The 18,677-nt window shown below is 31.8% G+C and carries 20 protein-coding genes and 1 tRNA gene; 13 read left to right on the top strand and 8 right to left on the bottom strand.

Annotated elements, in window-relative coordinates; translation table 11 throughout:
• The first annotated feature begins 107 nt into the window (after nucleotides 1-107).
• The 6 genes from EAG11_RS18350 to EAG11_RS18325 all read left to right on the top strand — a co-directional run bounded on the left by EAG11_RS18350 (nucleotide 108) and on the right by EAG11_RS18325 (nucleotide 5,891).
• Nucleotides 108-815 (top strand): HAD family hydrolase, encoded by a 708-nt coding sequence (locus tag EAG11_RS18350; protein ID WP_129540452.1) that lies wholly within the window; start codon nucleotides 108-110, stop codon nucleotides 813-815.
• Entirely contained in the window at nucleotides 816-1,457 is a 642-nt protein-coding gene (locus tag EAG11_RS18345) for a chloramphenicol acetyltransferase (RefSeq protein WP_129540451.1), read from the top strand.
• A gap of 182 nt (nucleotides 1,458-1,639) precedes the next feature.
• Nucleotides 1,640-3,076: a hypothetical protein gene (locus EAG11_RS18340; protein ID WP_129540450.1), complete on the top strand. Its 1,437-nt coding sequence runs from the start codon at nucleotides 1,640-1,642 to the stop codon at nucleotides 3,074-3,076.
• 91 nt (nucleotides 3,077-3,167) lie between these two features.
• Nucleotides 3,168-3,686 (top strand): ferritin, encoded by a 519-nt coding sequence (locus tag EAG11_RS18335; protein WP_129540449.1) that lies wholly within the window; start codon nucleotides 3,168-3,170, stop codon nucleotides 3,684-3,686.
• Between the two features lie 65 nt (nucleotides 3,687-3,751).
• On the top strand, nucleotides 3,752-3,943 hold the full coding sequence (locus tag EAG11_RS18330; protein WP_230728349.1) for a hypothetical protein: 192 nt from the start codon (nucleotides 3,752-3,754) through the stop codon (nucleotides 3,941-3,943).
• Nucleotides 3,944-4,835: 892 nt separating this feature from the next.
• On the top strand, nucleotides 4,836-5,891 hold the full coding sequence (locus EAG11_RS18325; RefSeq protein WP_129540447.1) for a hypothetical protein: 1,056 nt from the start codon (nucleotides 4,836-4,838) through the stop codon (nucleotides 5,889-5,891).
• 22 nt (nucleotides 5,892-5,913) lie between these two features.
• On the opposite strand, the gene EAG11_RS18320 is transcribed toward EAG11_RS18325, so the two are convergent.
• Both EAG11_RS18320 and EAG11_RS18315 read right to left on the bottom strand, forming a co-directional pair.
• The gene (locus EAG11_RS18320; protein ID WP_129540446.1) at nucleotides 5,914-6,342 is read right to left on the bottom strand and encodes an SRPBCC domain-containing protein; all 429 of its coding nucleotides are present in this window, start codon (nucleotides 6,340-6,342) and stop codon (nucleotides 5,914-5,916) included.
• Nucleotides 6,343-6,600: 258 nt separating this feature from the next.
• A tRNA-Leu gene (locus tag EAG11_RS18315) sits at nucleotides 6,601-6,680 on the bottom strand.
• Nucleotides 6,681-6,919: 239 nt separating this feature from the next.
• Here EAG11_RS18315 and EAG11_RS18310 point away from each other — a divergent pair.
• From EAG11_RS18310 to EAG11_RS18295, 4 genes are all read left to right on the top strand, one after another.
• Nucleotides 6,920-7,861, top strand: a complete 942-nt coding sequence (locus EAG11_RS18310; protein WP_129540445.1) for a ribose-phosphate pyrophosphokinase — start codon at nucleotides 6,920-6,922, stop codon at nucleotides 7,859-7,861.
• Nucleotides 7,862-7,972: 111 nt separating this feature from the next.
• Complete coding sequence (locus tag EAG11_RS18305) at nucleotides 7,973-8,587, top strand: 50S ribosomal protein L25/general stress protein Ctc (RefSeq protein WP_129540444.1); 615 nt, start codon at nucleotides 7,973-7,975, stop codon at nucleotides 8,585-8,587.
• Between the two features lie 361 nt (nucleotides 8,588-8,948).
• Nucleotides 8,949-9,587, top strand: coding sequence for an aminoacyl-tRNA hydrolase (gene pth / locus EAG11_RS18300; protein ID WP_129540443.1), 639 nt, complete (start codon nucleotides 8,949-8,951; stop codon nucleotides 9,585-9,587).
• A gap of 141 nt (nucleotides 9,588-9,728) precedes the next feature.
• Nucleotides 9,729-10,337, top strand: coding sequence for a superoxide dismutase (locus EAG11_RS18295; protein WP_129540442.1), 609 nt, complete (start codon nucleotides 9,729-9,731; stop codon nucleotides 10,335-10,337).
• 568 nt (nucleotides 10,338-10,905) lie between these two features.
• Here the strand turns inward: EAG11_RS18295 and EAG11_RS18290 are convergent.
• The 4 genes from EAG11_RS18290 to EAG11_RS18275 all read right to left on the bottom strand — a co-directional run bounded on the left by EAG11_RS18290 (nucleotide 10,906) and on the right by EAG11_RS18275 (nucleotide 14,988).
• A complete protein-coding gene (locus EAG11_RS18290) occupies nucleotides 10,906-12,804 on the bottom strand; it encodes an amidophosphoribosyltransferase (RefSeq protein WP_129540441.1) in 1,899 nt (632 codons plus the stop codon).
• Nucleotides 12,805-12,889: 85 nt separating this feature from the next.
• Entirely contained in the window at nucleotides 12,890-13,813 is a 924-nt protein-coding gene (locus tag EAG11_RS18285; protein ID WP_129540440.1) for a PfkB family carbohydrate kinase, read from the bottom strand.
• 202 nt (nucleotides 13,814-14,015) lie between these two features.
• The gene (locus EAG11_RS18280) at nucleotides 14,016-14,417 is read right to left on the bottom strand and encodes a hypothetical protein (RefSeq protein WP_129540439.1); all 402 of its coding nucleotides are present in this window, start codon (nucleotides 14,415-14,417) and stop codon (nucleotides 14,016-14,018) included.
• Complete coding sequence (locus EAG11_RS18275) at nucleotides 14,401-14,988, bottom strand: RNA polymerase sigma factor (protein ID WP_129540438.1); 588 nt, start codon at nucleotides 14,986-14,988, stop codon at nucleotides 14,401-14,403. The genes EAG11_RS18280 and EAG11_RS18275 overlap by 17 nt, the downstream gene beginning before the upstream one ends.
• A gap of 127 nt (nucleotides 14,989-15,115) precedes the next feature.
• Between EAG11_RS18275 and EAG11_RS18270 the strand changes: the two genes are divergently transcribed.
• Nucleotides 15,116-15,463: a DUF6249 domain-containing protein gene (locus EAG11_RS18270; protein WP_129540437.1), complete on the top strand. Its 348-nt coding sequence runs from the start codon at nucleotides 15,116-15,118 to the stop codon at nucleotides 15,461-15,463.
• A 61-nt stretch (nucleotides 15,464-15,524) separates the two neighbouring features.
• On the opposite strand, the gene rnhA is transcribed toward EAG11_RS18270, so the two are convergent.
• A complete protein-coding gene (gene rnhA, locus EAG11_RS18265) occupies nucleotides 15,525-16,007 on the bottom strand; it encodes a ribonuclease HI (RefSeq protein ID WP_129540436.1) in 483 nt (160 codons plus the stop codon).
• A gap of 239 nt (nucleotides 16,008-16,246) precedes the next feature.
• On the bottom strand, nucleotides 16,247-16,813 hold the full coding sequence (gene purN / locus EAG11_RS18260; RefSeq protein WP_129540435.1) for a phosphoribosylglycinamide formyltransferase: 567 nt from the start codon (nucleotides 16,811-16,813) through the stop codon (nucleotides 16,247-16,249).
• Nucleotides 16,814-16,988: 175 nt separating this feature from the next.
• On the opposite strand from purN, the gene EAG11_RS18255 reads away from it, so the two are divergent.
• Nucleotides 16,989-17,225, top strand: coding sequence for an acyl carrier protein (locus EAG11_RS18255; RefSeq protein WP_007137004.1), 237 nt, complete (start codon nucleotides 16,989-16,991; stop codon nucleotides 17,223-17,225).
• Nucleotides 17,226-17,418: 193 nt separating this feature from the next.
• Nucleotides 17,419-18,672: a beta-ketoacyl-ACP synthase II gene (gene fabF / locus EAG11_RS18250; protein ID WP_129540434.1), complete on the top strand. Its 1,254-nt coding sequence runs from the start codon at nucleotides 17,419-17,421 to the stop codon at nucleotides 18,670-18,672.
• The last annotated feature ends 5 nt before the right edge of the window (nucleotides 18,673-18,677 follow it).

The following is an 18,677-nucleotide window of genomic DNA, read 5'->3' as shown; positions in this document are numbered from 1 at the left end:
ATTTTTAACGAAAAGTTTTCTCGCAGATTGATTGAGCAGATTTTTTTTAATCATTTCGTGGCAAAAAAATTAAACAGAGAAAACTTCAAACTTTAAACAAAATTTAAATGTTACATAAAGACAAAATATCAAAACTAAAAGTAATCGCATTTGATGCCGATGATACTTTATTTGTAAATGAACCTTATTTTCAAGAAACGGAACAAAAATTTTGTGTCTTGATGGAAGATTATCTTTCACATCAAGGATTGTCACAAGAGCTATTTAAGACCGAAATTCAGAATCTATCTTTATATGGTTACGGAATCAAAGGATATATACTTTCTATGATTGAGGCTGCCATGCTGATTTCGAATAATACAATTTCGGTTGAAGCTATTGGTAAAATCATTGAATACGGAAAAGAATTACTCGAAAAACCAATCGATTTACTTGATGGTGTTGAAGAAACCTTACAAGCGCTTCATGGCAAATATAAACTTGTTGTTGCCACAAAAGGAGACTTGAAAGACCAACACAGCAAATTACACCGTTCTGGTTTGGGACACTATTTTCACCATATCGAGGTAATGTCGGACAAACAAGAAATTGATTATGAAAAACTATTAAAGCGTTTGGATATCAATGCCGATGAATTCCTAATGATTGGAAATTCATTAAAATCTGATGTCTTACCTGTTTTAGGAATCGGAGGATATGCTGTACATATTCCGTTTCACACCACTTGGGAGCATGAAAAAATCAATCACAAAGTAGAACATGAAAACTTCTTTGCTTTTGAAAAAATAACCGAAGTCGTAAACAAATTAATATAAATGAAAACCTTTTTGGATTTGGAAAATTGGAACAGAAAGGAGCACTTTCTGTTTTTCAAACAAATGGATGAACCTTTTTTTGGTGTAACTGTTGACGTTGATTGTACGAATGCTTATGAAAATGCCAAGAAATTAAATTCTTCATTTTTTATTTATTACCTACATAAAACATTAGTTGCAATAAATACTATTGAGCCTTTTAGATATCGAATCGCCGACGATCAAATACAGATACATGATACTATTGGTGGTTCGGCTACAATTGGTCGTGAAGATGGTACTTTTGGTTTTTCTTTAATCGAATACGATTCAGATTTTAAAATATTCGAACAAATTGCATTAACAGAAATCAAACGTATTCAAAATACAACAGGTCTTTTTACCCGAACTTTTGATGAAGATAATGTGATTCATTTTTCGGCAATCCCTTGGATTAATTTTACTTCCCTTTCTCATGCCAGAAGTTATAGTTTTCCTGATAGTTGCCCGAAAGTTTCTTTTGGGAAAATGATGATTTCTGAAACTGGAAAAAGAACCATGTCAATGTCTGTGCATGTACATCATGGCTTAATGGATGCTATGCATGTAGGACAATTTGTTGATTATTTTCAAGAATTAATGAATAACACAGATATTATTTAGCCTTAGCATACTATAATCTATAGCTTTGATTGTACTAAAAATCAAGTCCTTAAAAAAATCATTCTTAAGGACTTTTTTTATATCTTTAATCCTGCTCATAAACCCAGTATATCGGTAACTCTTTAATTTTTTATTCCTAAAATAAAGAGATAATTTTGGAATAATTTTATCGCTAGCAACACATGAAAAAAACATTCTTCTTCTTTCTTATCTTCTATAAATCTATAGTAATAGGTCAAACTGTATTGAATTCATATCCTATAGATTTAAAAAAATACGATGAGTCTAACATGATCCTGAATGTTGAGAACACAACAACACATGATGTTTTTGTTTTTGCAACAAACGCTACTAATGTTACCATCTTAAAATACAATAATGCCTTATTTCTAGTAAATGAGTTTACTGTTCCGCGTACCAATTTAGAAAATCACTCTATAATTGGATACAGTTTTAGCGAAGACGGAAACCCTACTTTATATTGGGCTACAGATGATTACAAGAGCATTTTGGTTGTTAAATATTATTTAGAGGGCAAAACCTATAAGATGCTTAGTTATAATTCTCCCATTTCTAGTCAATTTATAATAGCAACTTTTCAGAAAAATAATTTATTCTATATCATTACTAAAGATTTAGCAACACCTGAATTAATTGTTTATGTTTTTAAAAATGGAGTCGTTGAGGAAAAACTTTTTGATTTTTCAACCTATGCTTTTCAAGACAGAAAAACACAGCGCATATCTTTTAATCAGGTCATCACTGATAATCCTATTGAAAAAATAGAATTGGATGAATATAATCCTTTATTCAAAAGCTCAAAAAAGAGCAAGCTTTATATGTTTGATGAACATATCATTTTAACTTTAGATCATAATCCCATCAAGACGCAGGTATTTGATATTAATCTTGAGAACAATGCTATTACCGAAAAAACCTTTACAAAATCTGTTATAAATAACCCCAAAAAGTTAGGCAACTCCTTTTTATATAATGACAAAATTTATCAGGTTAATGCAAGTCAAGATGAACTTGTATTTGATATAAAAAATTATAACTCTGGTGAAACGCTTAAAAGTTTTAAAGTCATAAAAAGTGACACAATTCGTTTTAAGAGTTCTCCACTACTTGTTCAAGGAGAAAACCAAAGAACAAGAGAATTAAAAAATACAAGCAAGTTTTTACAGCGTCTCTCCAATTTAGATATAGGCATATCTGTTTTTAAAAACAGTCAAAATACATTAGTTACTTTAGGTGGTGTTCCTAAAATTGAAAAAAGATATTATACTGTTAACGATCAATTGTACACTTGGGACTTTGGCTCATCTGCCGAAAGTGTCTTTTTTGAAAGTACATTGAATAAAGATAATGAGTTTGTTAAATTCGAACAACAACCTTATGCCTTTGACAATATCAATCTCTTTTTAGAACAGAATAAAAAAGCTATATTAGCTACTACCTTAAAATTTAAAGATTTTTACATTTTAGGCTATTATGACAGTACTACAAAACAGTATGTAATGCGAAAATTCACTGATGGATTTCCTCCTGAAGAATCACTGAATCCAATCATAAACAAAGCGGTATTTTCGAAATCTTTTCCAGCAGATAAACCTTAATTTTATTGAGAATTAATCCAAATGTTGGCTCTTTTTGGGTTTCAAAAATGGGTTTAGATTATTTTTTTAACTTTACAAAAAACTCACGATTATGTTATCAAAAAATATAGAAACAGCGCTAAACAAGCAAATCCGAATAGAAGCAGAATCTTCTCAAACTTATTTATCAATGGCTTGTTGGGCAGAGGCACATGGCCTAGAAGGTATTGCAGAATTTATGTACACGCAATCTGATGAAGAACGTGCACATATGCTAAAACTAGTTCGTTATGTTAACGAACGCGGCGGTTCAACAACAATTACTGATCTTAAAGCTCCAAAAACAAGCTACGATACATTTAAAGAAATGTTTGAAGAACTATACAAACATGAAATTTTCGTTTCAGAATCTATTAACGAATTAGTTCATATCACTTTCTCTGAAAGAGATTATGCGACTCATAACTTCTTACAATGGTATGTTGCTGAACAAATTGAAGAAGAAGCGACTGCTAAATCTATCCTGGACAAAATTAATTTAATTGGTGATGACAAAGGTGGTTTATACTTATTTGACAGAGATATTCAACAATTAACGGTAACTAGTTCTATTGCAATTAATCCTAAATAGTTAAAGTTTATTTAGAATATATAAAAATAACTTATATTTGTCCCAGTTTTATAATTCAATACAAATTGGGAAAAGATAAAGTAAAAGACAAGGACAAGAAAAAGGATAAAAAGAAGAAGAAAAAAAAGAAAGAAATCCTTGAAAAGCTTAAACGTGCAGAAAATTGTAAATCCTCTTGTTGTGAAAAATACAAAAAGAGTGAAAGCAAGCGTTGTAGCCGTTGCCCTATGTTTGATTTAATCAAAAAAGTTGCTTAACAACATTTATATATATAAAATGCTCTCCTAATCGAGGGCATTTTTTTTATGACAAAACTAGCGTCATTAATCTTGCACACAAATATCATTAACTAATAAAACATGAATAATATAAAGTCTAAACCTACATACATACCGTTTATAGATCGATTAGATATTTTTATAATCTTAATTTATTTGGGCTTGTTATGTCTTGCTGGAATGTTTCTAACTTTTAGTAGCTACGAAATAGTAATAAATCATGGCAAGGTGATACCCTCAATATATGTCATATTCCTCATAGGATGTTGCTGCCTTATACTTTCATTATGTGTCATAATAAAAATATTTCAATCAGCAATTATTTTCATAAATGCCGTTGAATTCAATAGTAAAACGATAACTCTCAGAGGATATAAGTATAACACAAAATGGGAAGTGGTACTAAACACCAAGAAAATTGCTATTTGCATAAAGGAGCAACAAAGATACAGAAGAGGTTCCCTTTACTATCTAGAATTTGTAGATGAAGACGATACAAAATACAACATCAATACTTCTATCTATTGGAGTTACGAGGAAATTTTGAACACCTATAACAAGATCTCTCCTTTAACTAAATAAGCTCTTTAAACAAATAAATTATATCATTAATACCTTCAAAATCATGGAGGTATTTTTTTTGTCTAATTTAAAGAGAAGATAAGTATTAACACATTACCAAATCAATCCCCATTTCTTATCACAAACAACAACTAATTCATCAAAGAATCACGTTAACTGCAATTTTGGCAAACATCACAATTAAAAAGACAGTTCATCACAAAAAAACAACAATTCAGTAATTAATTTTTGAGTATTCGTTTCATTGAAAATACTTTTGAATCAAAATAATTAACAAAATATATATACAATGAAGAAATTTTTAAAAATCATTAAGTTCACATTTATAACTATTTTAAGTATTTGCTTGCTATTTATCTTGTACTTATTTATCAGCAATAAATTGTTTTTAGAATCTAAAAATGAAAATAATGTAACCTATTTGACAAAAAACAATACCGAAATTACAAACACAATTAATGACAAATTATTTGATGATGATTTTTACAAATCAAAGGTTTTCCTTTTGGGAGAAATTCACGGCTACGCTGACAATCAAAAATTGGACAAGGAGTTGCTTTTTTTCCTAAATAAAAAATTAGGTGTTAAATATTACATCGCAGAAATGGATAGCATAACAGCTAAAAAACTGAATCACTTCTTGATAGATAGTTCAAAAAATCAACAAACTTTAAAAGAAATTATTTTAGCAATCAAAAAAAGAATTCCGCAACAATCAAGTCAGGAACTATTTGACAAATGGAACGACATTTATGATTATAATCAAAAACTAACAGATTCATTAAAAATCACAGTAATTGGAATAGACAAAAATTTTGATGATAATTCAAAAGTAGAAAGAGATTCGGCGATGGTAATTAATTTTAAGAATTCTATCAAAGAAATGAAACTTGAAAATGAAAAATTCTATGGCCTTTTTGGTTATTTCCACGTATTGCAAAATATTACGGAGAATGGTAAAGAAACATTCGCATCTGAACTAAAAAAATCAAATATAAAAACCACGAGTTTTGTTAGTTATACTATAGACAGCGAAATCTATCTTCCAAAAATTTCCCAATTCCCTACACCAGAAAATGAAAAAGTAGATTGGATTAATGCAGATGGTCCATTGCAACTTGTTAAAGGAATCAATGACTTAAAAGAATTAAGTAAACCTAATTCAATTACTCTTTTTAAGTTAAACTTAAAGAACTCACCTTTTCTAAAATCTCAACACTTAGTTAGTATAAAATCGAGAGTTTTTGGAAAGAATATTGTTCCTCAAAAAGGCACTTTTACAACAGATTATTTTCAGTATGTTTTTCTATTGAGGAATTCCAAAGCATTAACAAAACTGAAATAAAAAAGTCTTTTTATTATGAATCCTAAAACTTCCGTTTTTGATAAGGAGTCCCTTCACCATCTTCGCAATAGCTTTTTAGACTTAATAAAAACATAGCCCAATTATAATTACACCACTGGTAAAATTCAGTCAGTTCGCGCCAATCAAAATGTTTAAGAACAATTGATGTTATTCCATTTTTTTCTGTTAAGTCAAATGAAATCTTAGTTCCTACCCATTCTGGGCCTGAATCTAAGCATTCCCATAATACTCTTTGATTTTGAACCAATTCTATAACTTTCATTTTCGTGTTGTCATTATCCCCAAAGTTAAACTCATTGATAAAACCCAATTCTGGCTTAACAATCAATTCTTCTGTCCAAATAGCACTAAGACCTCCTTGTGTTGTTAATGCTTTATAAACTGCTGTAATAGGTGCTTTAATATAATTAATGTGTTCGATTTTTTCCATTTTCTTGACTGATTATATTTTTCAAATACAAAGTTAGAAAGTTTTTAATCGGTCTAACAAACAGCATTTTGAAAAAACATATTCAATTAAAACTCGTTAAATAACAACAGGCATAAAATAATTACATCCTATATTTCAATGAATACATCAATTTATTGAATTCATTAAAAAAAGGTAATTACAAAAAAAAAGAGGATCTTGTTTTTGATAGAAACAGTTTAAAACTAAAAAAACCTCTTCTTTCGAAGAGGTTTTAAGTACCCGGAGCCGGAGTCGAACCGGCACGGTTTCCCACAGGTGTTTGAGACCAGCGCGTCTACCAATTCCGCCATCCGGGCTTAGCAGACGAAAAAACAATCTTTTTTATAAAATAAAATTGATTATTTTAACGCAATAGAAAAAGTTTTTATCGTTATAACAAACCCTTGTTCCTTTAACACGGTGCAAATTTATAAAATAATTTTACATTTTCTAATAAAAATACTTAAAATTTTCCTTTCAGTGTTCAATAAATTTCATAAATTTGCAGCTCGTTAAAACGACGCACACACAACTAACTACAAAACAACAAATTATAATGTCGCACCAAGAACCAGAAGCTAAAATTTTTGCGTGTTCAAAAAGTGTTTACCTTGCTGAAAAAATTGCAGCGCAATACGGAATACCGTTAGGTAAGGTTACAATGTCAACTTATAGTGATGGCGAATTTCAGCCATCGTATGAAGAGTCTATCAGAGGGCTACGTGTATTTATTGTTTGTTCAACATTTCCAACAGCAGATAACTTGATGGAATTGTTACTTATGATCGATGCTGCTAAGCGTGCATCGGCCAGACATATTACAGCTGTAGTACCTTATTTTGGTTGGGCTAGACAAGATCGAAAAGATAAACCAAGAGTCCCGATTGGAGCTAAATTAGTTGCCAATCTATTAGATGCTGCAGGAGCAACAAGAATTATGACAATGGATTTGCATGCAGATCAAATTCAAGGATTCTTTGAAAAACCAGTAGATCATCTTTTTGCCTCTACAATCTTTCTGCCATATGTAGAAAGTTTAGGTTTAGAAAATTTAACAATCGCTTCTCCAGATATGGGAGGTTCAAAAAGAGCTTATGCGTACTCTAAATTTTTAGAATCGGATGTAGTGATTTGTTACAAACAAAGAAAAGTTGCCAATGTTATCGACACCATGGAATTAATTGGTGAAGTAAAAGGCAGAAACGTAATATTGGTAGACGATATGATCGATACCGGTGGTACATTAGCAAAAGCAGCTGATTTAATGATCGAAAAAGGAGCATTAAGTGTTAGAGCTATTTGTACACATGCTATTCTATCTGGCGATGCCTATGAGAAAATAGAGAATTCTAAATTAAGTGAATTGATCGTAACCGATTCAATTCCGTTAAAAAAAGAATCAAAGAAAATTAGAGTGTTGAGTTGTGCACCTCTTTTTGCTGAAGTAATGCACATGGTGCACCACAACAATTCCATTAGTGGAAAATTTATTATGTAAACATTAAGCTTAAGGTTTTAAACCACAAGTCTTGTTCATATTAAAAAAAGCCTAAAGCCAAGTGCTTAAGCTAAAAACAAGTATATTTTTAATAACTATATAATTTTTACAATGAAGTCGATTACAATTAAAGGATCAGAAAGAGAAAGCGTAGGAAAAGTGTCAACTAAAGCCTTACGTAATGCTGGAGCGGTTCCTTGCGTGTTATACGGAGGAAATCAAGCAGTACACTTCTCAGCAGACGCTGCAGCGTTCAAAAACTTGGTTTACACTCCAAACGCACACACAGTTGTGATTGAGCTTGGAAAAGGAAAGTCTTTCAATGCAATTTTGCAAGACATTCAAGTACACCCAGTATCAGACAAAATTTTACACATTGATTTCTTTCAATTATTTGATGATAAAGAAATCACTATGGAAGTTCCAGTAAAAGTAACTGGTACATCTAAAGGTGTTCTTGCTGGTGGTGTTTTACGTTTAAACACTCGTAAATTAAAAGTTAAAGCTTTACCTAAAAATCTTCCAGATTTTGTTGAAGCTGATATCACTCCACTTGAAATGGGTAACAAATTATACGTTACTAAAGTTGGTGCACCAGAATACAAAATTATGCACCCAGACAACACAGTTGTTGCTCAAGTAAGAATCTCTCGTGCTGCTATGAAAGCTGCTCAAGAAGCTGCAAAAGCTGCAAAAGCTACTCCTGCAAAAGGAAAGAAAAAATAATTTTTTTCAAACAATTACAAAAAACATCAGTTGCAAAACTGGTGTTTTTTTTTGCTTATTTTTTTTACGGTTCTGAGGTCCTGAGTAAAAACTATACGGGGTTTTTCATATAGAGCATATACTCTATGTTTTCATTTTTCAAAACTCAATCAAAAAATCCTCCTTTTTCTCTTACTATCTGGTTACTTATAGAGATTCTTACTTTATCAGGAAAACAAAATTATACTTATACCTATTTTCCAGAAAATCCAATAACCCAAAAAGCCCAATCCACATAATTGTCAAATTATCTCATTCTCTAATTGGTATATTTTCTAATTTCCAATTGCCCGATTGTCTAATTAAGTGTACTTTTGTATTTATGATAAAATGGATAACAAACCTGTTTTCATCAACAAAAACAGAAGAGGAATCAGAAGAGCAAACAGATTATATGAAGAAATTTTTAATCGTAGGATTAGGTAATATTGGAGCAGAATACGTTAACACTCGACATAATATAGGCTTTAAAATACTCGACTTTTTAGCACGAAAAGAAAACTTATCTTTTGAAACTGTAAAACTCGGCGCACTTGCCGAATACAAATTTAAAGGAAGAACATTTTTTCTTTTGAAGCCAAATACCTATATGAACCTAAGCGGTAAAGCGGTAAAATATTGGATGGACAAAGAAAATATTCCGTTAGAAAACATCATGGTAATTACCGACGACCTTAACCTTTCATTCGGAACAATCCGCATCAAACCCAAAGGAAGCGATGGAGGTCATAATGGACTTAAAAACATCAATTTAGTTCTAAACACACAACAATATACTCGTTTTAGATTTGGAATCAGCGATGAGTTTAAAAAAGGACAACAGGTAGATTACGTGTTAGGCGAATGGGATGAAACCGAAAAAGCAAAACTTCCTGAACGTTTAGAAGTAGCTTCTGAAATCATAAAATCTTTCGGAACTGCTGGACTCGAAAATACAATGACTACTTACAATGGGAAGTAAAAATTCCTGAAAATATAAGTACTACAAAATCAAATCATCAATTAATTTAATTTGATTATAGTCAAATAGTATTTTCTATTCCAAAGTTAAATGTATAAATTTGAATTTAATTTTAATTATAAATCATAAAACAATAATATTATGGCTTTCGAATTACCACAATTACCTTATGCGTATGACGCATTAGAACCACATATTGATGCTCGTACAATGGAAATCCACCACACAAAACATCATAATGCATACACTACTAATCTTAATGCAGCAATTGCTAGTACAGATTTAGAAGGTAAAACAATAGAAAACATCCTAATCAATTTAGATAAAAAAAACGCTGCAGTTCGTAACAATGGCGGTGGATATTACAACCACAACTTATTCTGGACAGTAATGTCACCAAACGGTGGTGGATTACCTACAGGAGATCTATTAGCAGCTATCGAGGCTTCTTTTGGAACTTTTGAAGAATTCAAAGCTAAATTTGCAAAAGCTGGCGCTACTCAATTTGGTTCAGGATGGGCTTGGTTATGCGTAGTTAAAGGAGGAAAGTTAGATGTTTGCGGAACACCAAACCAAGACAATCCATTAATGCCTGAAGTAGGTTGCGAAGGAACTCCAATCTTAGGAATGGATGTTTGGGAACATGCTTACTACTTAAACTACCAAAACAGAAGACCTGATTATATTGAAGCTTTTTTCAGTGTAATTAACTGGACTGAAGTTGCAAGAAGATTCGCTTTAGACAAGTAAGAAGAGAATAGAGTAAAGAATAAAGAGAAAAGACGAATAGCCTATAACGGTTATTCGTCTTTTTTTTTTGTTTTTATATTTTTATGTCTTTATCCAGAGTCTTTTATTCTATAATCTTTATTCTATATTCTCTGTTCTACCCTCTTTTCTCAACAATCTTTCTTCTATAATCTTTGCTCTATTCTCTAGAAAAAAAGAAAATAAAAAAGGTGAAATCTCTTTCACCTTTTTTGCCCCAAATCTACCATAAACTTAACCTACTAATGTTATGGTTCTTCAAATGTATGTTGACATTATAGCTCTAGCAAATAATTCTGTTGAACTACAAAAAAAACGTTTATAAGTATTATTTCATATCCAGGAAGCCGTTATCTGGCGCTTGTACTTGACTTTATTCCAATAAAAAAGGTGGAATTACTTCCACCCTTTTTGCCCCAAATCTACCATAAACTTAACCTACTAATGTTATGGTACTTCAAAAGTATGTTAGCAGTGCATTTTCTCCAAACAATTAAGATAAACGGTAAAAAAAACCGATGAAATGCACGTTTTAACCTTTCATTATGCTTTAATACGCTCTAGCGTCTTTTCCTTCGTAGAAATTCATAAAAGCTCGATTCACTACTCTATTCCCTCCTGGAGTCGGATAATCACCTGTAAAGTACCAATCCCCAAGGTTCTTAGGACATGCAATATGCAAATCTTCTACTGTTTGGAATATGATTTTTACTTCAGCTTTAATCTCTGGCGAACTTAACATTTCTGCGATCTTATCCGAAACTTCTTGTGGTTCAAATGGCGCATAAATTGCAGTAACATAATTTACAACATCTGTGTCTAAATAATTCTCCTGCGCTTTACACTTAGCATAAACCTCGTCTACTATATGATATAAATTACGTTCTTTTAACAATTCTAAAGCAGCTCTAAAAGCAACCAATCCTTCCAACTTTGCCATATCGATTCCATAACAATCTGGAAAACGAATTTGCGGAGCTGATGATACAATTACAATTCGTTTTGGATTTAAACGATCCATCATTTTTATGATGCTCATCTTAAGCGTAGTTCCACGAACAATACTATCATCAATAATAACTAAGTTATCTGTTGGTTTTATAACCCCATATGTTACATCGTATACGTGAGCAACTAAGCCATCACGACTACTATCCTCTGTAATAAAGGTTCTTAATTTAGCATCTTTAATAGCTACTTTCTCTGTACGTATTTTTACAGCAAGCAGTTCTTGCAATGTATCTGCAGTAAGCGTATTTCTATTTGCTATTATATAATTATTTTTTCTCTGATTCAAGAAATCCTGAGCAGCTTCAACTAAACCATAAAAAGAAGTTTCGGCCGTATTAGGGATGTAAGAAAAAACGGTGTTGTCTGTATCGCTATCAATTGAATTTAAAACTGCAGGCAAAATTAATCTACCTAAATTTTTACGTTCTTGATATATTTCGGCATCACTTCCTCTTGAAAAATAAATTCTTTCAAATGAACATGCTTTTTTAACTGTAGGTGTTAAAATTTCTTCCATCGAAACTTTTCCACTTTTTTTAATGATTAACGCATTTCCTGGCTCAATTTCCTGAACGCTATCAAATGGTACATTAAAAACAGTTTGAATAACTGGTCTCTCTGATGCTACAACTACAACCTCATCATCTTGATAAAAATAAGCTGGACGAATCCCAGCTGGATCTCTAAAAACAAATGCATCACCATGACCTAATAATCCAGCCATTGCGTATCCTCCATCTAAGTTTTTAGCTGAACGCATTAATATTTTTCCAATATCTAATCGATCTGCAATAACAGGCGAAGCATCTCTTTTTGAGTATCCTTCTTCTTTACAATCCTGATATAATGCCATTACTTCTTTATCAAGAAAGTGACCAATTTTTTCCATAACGGTAACTGTATCCGCCATTTCTTTAGGATGCTGCCCAAGTTCAACCAAATTTTCGAAAAGCTCTTTAACATTAGTCATGTTAAAATTACCTGCCAATATAAGATTACGATGCATCCAGTTACTCTGACGTAAAAAAGGATGTACACTTTCTATGCTATTTTTTCCAAAAGTTCCATAACGAACATGTCCTAAAAACAGCTCTCCTATATATGGAATATTTTCTTTTTGAAGTGCAACGTTTCCAGCATATTCAGGATGTGCAGCCATTTCTTCATTGATACGGTCGTTTATTTGAGCAAAAACGTCACGTATAGGTTGTGAGTGATTTGAACGAACTCTACTTATATATCGTTGTCCTGGCTCAACATCTAATTTGATGCTTGCAAAACCAGCACCATCTTGTCCACGGTTATGTTGCTTTTCCATCATAAGATACATTTTCTCTATCCCATAAAAAGCTGTTCCGTATTTTTCTTTGTAAAATTCAAGCGGTTTAAGAAGTCTAACCAAAGCTATACCACATTCGTGTTTTAAAGCGTCGCTCATTGTATTTGTGTTTGTGTTGTTGTTGTAGTTTGTACTATTTTGTAATAACAAAATTAAAAAAGCCCCGTGAACGAGGCTTAATTCTTTATAGTTCTATATCAAACTGAGTTAGTGATTTAAATTGTTTCAATCTAGCCACTACTTCGTTTTTATCTAATGCTACCATTCTTTCTGTTCCGAATTTCTCTACACAAAAAGAAGCTAAATTCGATCCATAAATCACAGCGTTCTTCATATTAGTGTATGAAATATTTTCACTCTGTGTAATAAATCCTGCAAATCCTCCTGCAAAAGTATCTCCTGCTCCTGTTGGATCAAAGACATCTTCTAAAGGCAATGCTGGTGCAAAAAACACCTCTTTATCATGAAATAACAATGCTCCATGTTCTCCTTTCTTGATTACCACATATTTTGGCCCAAGTGTATGAATCTTTGCTGCTGCTTTAACTAATGAATATTCTCCCGAAAGTTGTCTCGCTTCTTCATCATTGATTGTAATTACATCAACACGTTTTATAACATCTAGTAATTCTGGCAAAGCACAATCCATCCAAAAGTTCATTGTATCCAAAACTACTAATTTTGGTTTTGACTCCATTTGATCCAAAACACTACTTTGTACCAAAGGATGCAAGTTTCCTAGCATTACAACATCAGAATCCTTGAAGTTTTGTGGAACTTTAGGTTGAAAATCTGCCAATACATTAAGTTCTGTTGCTAGCGTATCTCTTGAATTAAGGTCGTTATGATAAAGTCCACTCCAAAAGAAAGTTTTTCCACCTTCTACAATTTCTAATCCAGAAATATCAATATTTCTTGACTTTAACAAATCTAAATGTTCTTGAGGAAAATCATCTCCAACTACAGAAACAATAGCCGATTGTAGGTTGAAAAACGATGCCGACAAACCAATATATGTCGCTGCACCACCTAATATTTTATCTGTTTTCCCAAAAGGGGTTTCAATCGCATCGAAAGCAACCGTTCCGACAATCAGTAATTTATTCATTTTATGAATTTCGAATTAAGGTGCAAAGATACTTTATAAGTTTCAGAGTTGCAACGGTTCGTTGTACCAAAATTTTCATAAAAATAAAAACCAAATAAAAAAATCAAATTACTTAAAAATCAATCATTTACAAATAAAAAACAACTGTTAATTTCTTACAATATCAAGAATAAATCAATCGATAATTTTCAAGAAAAACAACTTAGAATCTATATTTTTTATCATAATAATTCTTCAATAATGAAATCTGAACTAAAACCATTACAACAACAATCAAAACCGCATAAGAAGTGTTTTTTGAAAACTGAAGCACTGGAATTAAATTATCTATTTTAGAATAACACAAAGTACTTATACTTAAATCACTACCCACAGCTTTATCAGGTGCAAAAACTACATATCCAATAAATACAACTAAACTCCCAAAAATAACTGCCCAAACCGATTTTGATATTAATGGTTTATATACAATTCTTTTCGTTTTCTGTAAAACCAAAACTTGCGACATGACTCTAGAGGTAAAATCTGCAGAAGGCTTTTGCATAGTACCTTCTGCCATTACTTTGTCAACTAGATTTTCGTAATATTTATCGCTCTCTTTCATAATAATCTAATATTTCAGGTTCTAATTGTTCTTTTAAGATAACTGCTAATTTTTTTCTGCTTCGAAATAATTTTATCTTAACATTATTAGCACTAATATCCATAATCTTGCCTATTTCATTTAAATTTTGGTCTTCAAAATAAAAAAGTGTCAACAAGAAACTTTCTTCACTCGGTAATAAATTTAAACAATTCTGAATATCCTGCTTTCTTTCCTGATCTTCTAAAATACTTAAAGCATTTGTTGTTGTTTTAACCACACACCCTTTAAGCTCATCAATAACTACATTGTGTTCTTCTTTTTTATTCTTCTTTAAATAATCCAAACATGTATTGTATGCAATTTTATAAATCCAGGTAGAGAACTTAGAATCTCCTTTAAACTTACCCAAAGAATTAAAAATTTTGATGAAAGTATCCTGAGAAACTTCTTCAGCAACTTCTCTGTTTTTCACCATCTTTACGGCCAAAGTAAAAATCATATCTTTATAACGATCAACCAATACAGCAAACATATTGACCTCTCCTAGAAGAACCTGATTGATATAATACTGATCATTTACTTTATCCATGTCCTATATGACGACTATAATCACATTAAGGTTACAACTAAATTAAAAAAATATTTTGGTAAAATCTGTAACCTCAGTTAAACATCTTTCGTCATATGGAATATCAATCAATTAAATTTAAAAAATTATGGGTCCACAAATGTTAATACCAATTAGTCTTTTCCTAATGATCTTTGGAATTGCCTATCTTATTTTTTCTACCAGAAACAGAGAACGTTTAGCTCTTATAGAAAAAGGTATAGATGCTAGTATTTTTTCAAATAGCAAAAGCAATACTACTCCTATATGGAAAGTACTTGTTTTAAATTTAGCTTTTTTACTAATAGGAAGTGGAATTGGAATTTTTATCGCCTTGCTTATTACAACTTACACCTCTCTTCAGGATGGCGCTGTATATCCTGCTACTATTTTTACGATGGCAGGAATTGGGCTACTTATCGGATTTAATAAATCTAAAGATTTAAACAATAATTAAATCTCTCTTGATTTCTATAAATAACGTGTCTAAGAAATATATCTCAGACACGTTATTATTTTTATGCTTCTTTTGAACCTATATCTTCATAATAGGCATCAATTGACAGTTGTTTTTGCATCGAAGCCATTACGGCCAATTGATCACATCGCTCATTTTGAGGATGATTGTTGTGTCCTTTTATCCACTTAAAATCTACTTGGTGTTTTCGATAAACAATCAGAAAACGTTTCCATAAATCGGGATTTTTTCTCCCAACAAATTTTTTCTTTTCCCATCCAAAAACCCATTTTTTCAAAACAGAATCTACTACATATTTCGAATCCGAAATAACAAGTACTTTCATATTTGGCTTTTTAAGTTTTTCAAGACCTACTATTACAGCCAAAAGTTCCATTCTATTATTTGTTGTTAGTCGAAATCCCTCATAATATTCTTTTTTATGTGGCGTTCCAACCAATTCCATAACCACTCCATACCCGCCATTGCCAGGATTTCCCTTAGCCGCACCATCTGTATATATATGTACTTCGTGTTGATTCATTTTAGACTTCTTAGATATTAGACTCGCTTTATTAGACTACTTAGAGCTTAGACTTGCTTCGCTCTTAGACTTCTTAGATTCTTAGACTCGCTTAGATTTTTTTAAATTGTTCGATTAATTGGATTATTAAACAATTAGTCTCTTTTATGATAACTTCAAAATTCATAAAAAACATCAATTCTTTTTTAAATCCAGAATAAAATTTATGACCCCAATTAAAGTCTAAGAATCTAAGAAGTCTAAGCGAGTCTAATTAATCTATCAATAACTTCTGGAAAATGCTTCTGCTCTAATTCATGAATTTTAGCTGCCACGTCTTCCGCTGTATCTGTAGGCAATAGCGCTACTTTTTCCTGGAAAATAATTGCACCTTCATCATAATTTTCATTTACATAATGAATGCTTATTCCTGTCTCTTTCTCTTTATTTTCGACTATTGCCCTGTGAATGTGCATTCCATACATTCCTTTCCCTCCATAATTAGGTAATAATGCTGGATGTATGTTAATTATTTTATTAGGATACACTTCGATGATGTGTTTTGGAAATTGAAGTAAGAAACCAGCCAAAATAATCAAATCTGGGTCGATTAATTTTATTTTTCGTAATACATTACCTTCAATTAATTCCGTTTTAGTGAAAATTTCGACCTTTACTTGATAGTTTTTTGCTCTTTCAATTACTTTCGCATTGGCGTTATTAGTAAACACAGAAACTACATTTGCAATTTGTGTTTCGGCAAAATATTTTATTATATTTTCAGCATTACTCCCTGAACCTGAGGCAAAAACGATTATTTTTTTCATAGTCGAATTAATTTATTTTTTGCAAAAAACGGAATAAAAAACCAAAATAAATAACATTCGAACCCCTTTGTTGAAATAAATTTTATAAATTAGTGTTACATTTATTAACTAAATCGTGGTTTTAAAATAAAGTTTTTTATTTTTGCCAACAAATTAAATTCTAAAATTAAAGATTATGTCAGACATTGCATCAAGAGTAAAAGCGATTATCGTAGACAAATTAGGTGTTGACGAAAACGAAGTTGTAACAGAAGCAAGCTTCACTAATGATTTAGGAGCTGACTCATTAGACACTGTTGAGCTTATTATGGAATTCGAAAAAGAATTTGATATTCAAATTCCAGACGATCAAGCAGAAAACATTGCTACTGTTGGTCAAGCTATTTCTTATATCGAGGAAGCTAAAAAATAATAAATTCCCACCCGATTTTTTTATAAACTATAAAAAGTCGGGTGTTATTATTTTTTATTAAAAATTTAAATTTTGGGTTGATTTTCAATCAAAAAAATATATTTATATTGTAATACCCATGGTTCTTTTGTAATATAATACAATCAAGAAAGCATGGGTTTTATTTGTTTAAAGCTAATAAAACACATTATTTATGGTATTAAGGCGAGTTGTTGTAACAGGATTAGGTGCACTTACCCCTATTGGAAATAACATTCAGGAGTATTGGAACGCGCTTATTAATGGAGTTAGCGGTGCTGCCCCAATAACGTATTACGATACAGAGAAACATAAAACGAAATTTGCATGTGAAGTAAAGAACTTCAACATCGAAGATTTTATGGATCGTAAAGAATCACGCAGACTTGATAAATTTGCACAATATGCAGTTGCTGCAAGTGACGAAGCTATAAAAGATGCTGGACTTACAGATGACAATATCGACAAACAAAGAGTTGGTGTTATCTGGGGAGCTGGAATTGGTGGTTTAGAAACTTTTCAAGAAGAGGTAATGTACTACTCTAAAGGAGACGGAACACCAAAATTCAATCCGTTTTTTATTCCTAAAATGATTGCTGATATTGCTCCCGCACACATTTCTATGAGAAATGGCTATATGGGACCAAATTATACAACTGTTTCTGCTTGCGCATCTTCTGCCAATGCACTTATTGATGCTTTCAACTACATCCGTTTAGGAATGTGCGATGTTATCATCTCTGGTGGATCTGAAGCTGCTATTACAATTGCAGGAATGGGAGGTTTTAACTCTATGCACGCTTTATCAACTAGAAACGAAAGCCCTGAGTCTGCATCAAGACCTTTTGACGCTACTCGTGATGGTTTTGTTTTAGGTGAAGGAGCTGGAGCATTGGTACTTGAAGATTACGAACATGCAAAAGCACGTGGAGCAAAAATTTATTGCGAAATTGGCGGAGGCGGAATGTCATCTGATGCATACCACTTAACTGCACCACATCCGGAAGGACTTGGAGTTATTGCCGTAATGAACAATACATTACGTGATGCTGGTATGAAACCTGAAGATGTTGATCATATTAATACACACGGTACATCTACTCCACTTGGAGATGTTGCCGAGTTAAAAGCGATTAGTGCTGTTTTTGGTGATCACGCTAAAAACATCAATATCAACTCTACTAAATCTATGACTGGACACTTACTGGGTGCTGCTGGAGCTATCGAAGCAATTGCTTCTATCCTAGCGATGAAACACAGTATTATACCTCCAACAATCAACCATACAGTTGTTGACGAGAGAATAGATCCTTCATTAAATTTAACACTAAACAAACCTCAACAAAGAGAAGTAAATGTTGCAATGAGCAATACTTTCGGTTTTGGAGGTCACAATGCTTGTGTTTTATTCAAAAAATTAGTTGACTAGTTTTC

Origin of the sequence: Flavobacterium sp. 140616W15 (assembly GCF_003668995.1) — a bacterium.
Lineage (GTDB): Bacteria > Bacteroidota > Bacteroidia > Flavobacteriales > Flavobacteriaceae > Flavobacterium.
The sequence above is the reverse complement of the archived record's forward strand: the minus strand, read 5'-3'. Positions and strand labels throughout refer to the sequence as shown.

Coding starts and splice junctions, on each gene's coding strand:
- EAG11_RS18350 (WP_129540452.1), top strand. CDS start 108: ATGTTACATAAAGACAAAATATCAAAACTAAAAGTAATCGCATTTGAT.
- EAG11_RS18345 (WP_129540451.1), top strand. CDS start 816: ATGAAAACCTTTTTGGATTTGGAAAATTGGAACAGAAAGGAGCACTTT.
- EAG11_RS18340 (WP_129540450.1), top strand. CDS start 1,640: ATGAAAAAAACATTCTTCTTCTTTCTTATCTTCTATAAATCTATAGTA.
- EAG11_RS18335 (WP_129540449.1), top strand. CDS start 3,168: ATGTTATCAAAAAATATAGAAACAGCGCTAAACAAGCAAATCCGAATA.
- EAG11_RS18325 (WP_129540447.1), top strand. CDS start 4,836: ATGAAGAAATTTTTAAAAATCATTAAGTTCACATTTATAACTATTTTA.
- EAG11_RS18320 (WP_129540446.1), bottom strand. CDS start 6,342: ATGGAAAAAATCGAACACATTAATTATATTAAAGCACCTATTACAGCA.
- EAG11_RS18310 (WP_129540445.1), top strand. CDS start 6,920: ATGTCGCACCAAGAACCAGAAGCTAAAATTTTTGCGTGTTCAAAAAGT.
- EAG11_RS18305 (WP_129540444.1), top strand. CDS start 7,973: ATGAAGTCGATTACAATTAAAGGATCAGAAAGAGAAAGCGTAGGAAAA.
- pth (WP_129540443.1), top strand. CDS start 8,949: ATGATAAAATGGATAACAAACCTGTTTTCATCAACAAAAACAGAAGAG.
- EAG11_RS18295 (WP_129540442.1), top strand. CDS start 9,729: ATGGCTTTCGAATTACCACAATTACCTTATGCGTATGACGCATTAGAA.
- EAG11_RS18290 (WP_129540441.1), bottom strand. CDS start 12,804: ATGAGCGACGCTTTAAAACACGAATGTGGTATAGCTTTGGTTAGACTT.
- EAG11_RS18285 (WP_129540440.1), bottom strand. CDS start 13,813: ATGAATAAATTACTGATTGTCGGAACGGTTGCTTTCGATGCGATTGAA.
- EAG11_RS18280 (WP_129540439.1), bottom strand. CDS start 14,417: ATGAAAGAGAGCGATAAATATTACGAAAATCTAGTTGACAAAGTAATG.
- EAG11_RS18275 (WP_129540438.1), bottom strand. CDS start 14,988: ATGGATAAAGTAAATGATCAGTATTATATCAATCAGGTTCTTCTAGGA.
- EAG11_RS18270 (WP_129540437.1), top strand. CDS start 15,116: ATGGGTCCACAAATGTTAATACCAATTAGTCTTTTCCTAATGATCTTT.
- rnhA (WP_129540436.1), bottom strand. CDS start 16,007: ATGAATCAACACGAAGTACATATATATACAGATGGTGCGGCTAAGGGA.
- purN (WP_129540435.1), bottom strand. CDS start 16,813: ATGAAAAAAATAATCGTTTTTGCCTCAGGTTCAGGGAGTAATGCTGAA.
- EAG11_RS18255 (WP_007137004.1), top strand. CDS start 16,989: ATGTCAGACATTGCATCAAGAGTAAAAGCGATTATCGTAGACAAATTA.
- fabF (WP_129540434.1), top strand. CDS start 17,419: ATGGTATTAAGGCGAGTTGTTGTAACAGGATTAGGTGCACTTACCCCT.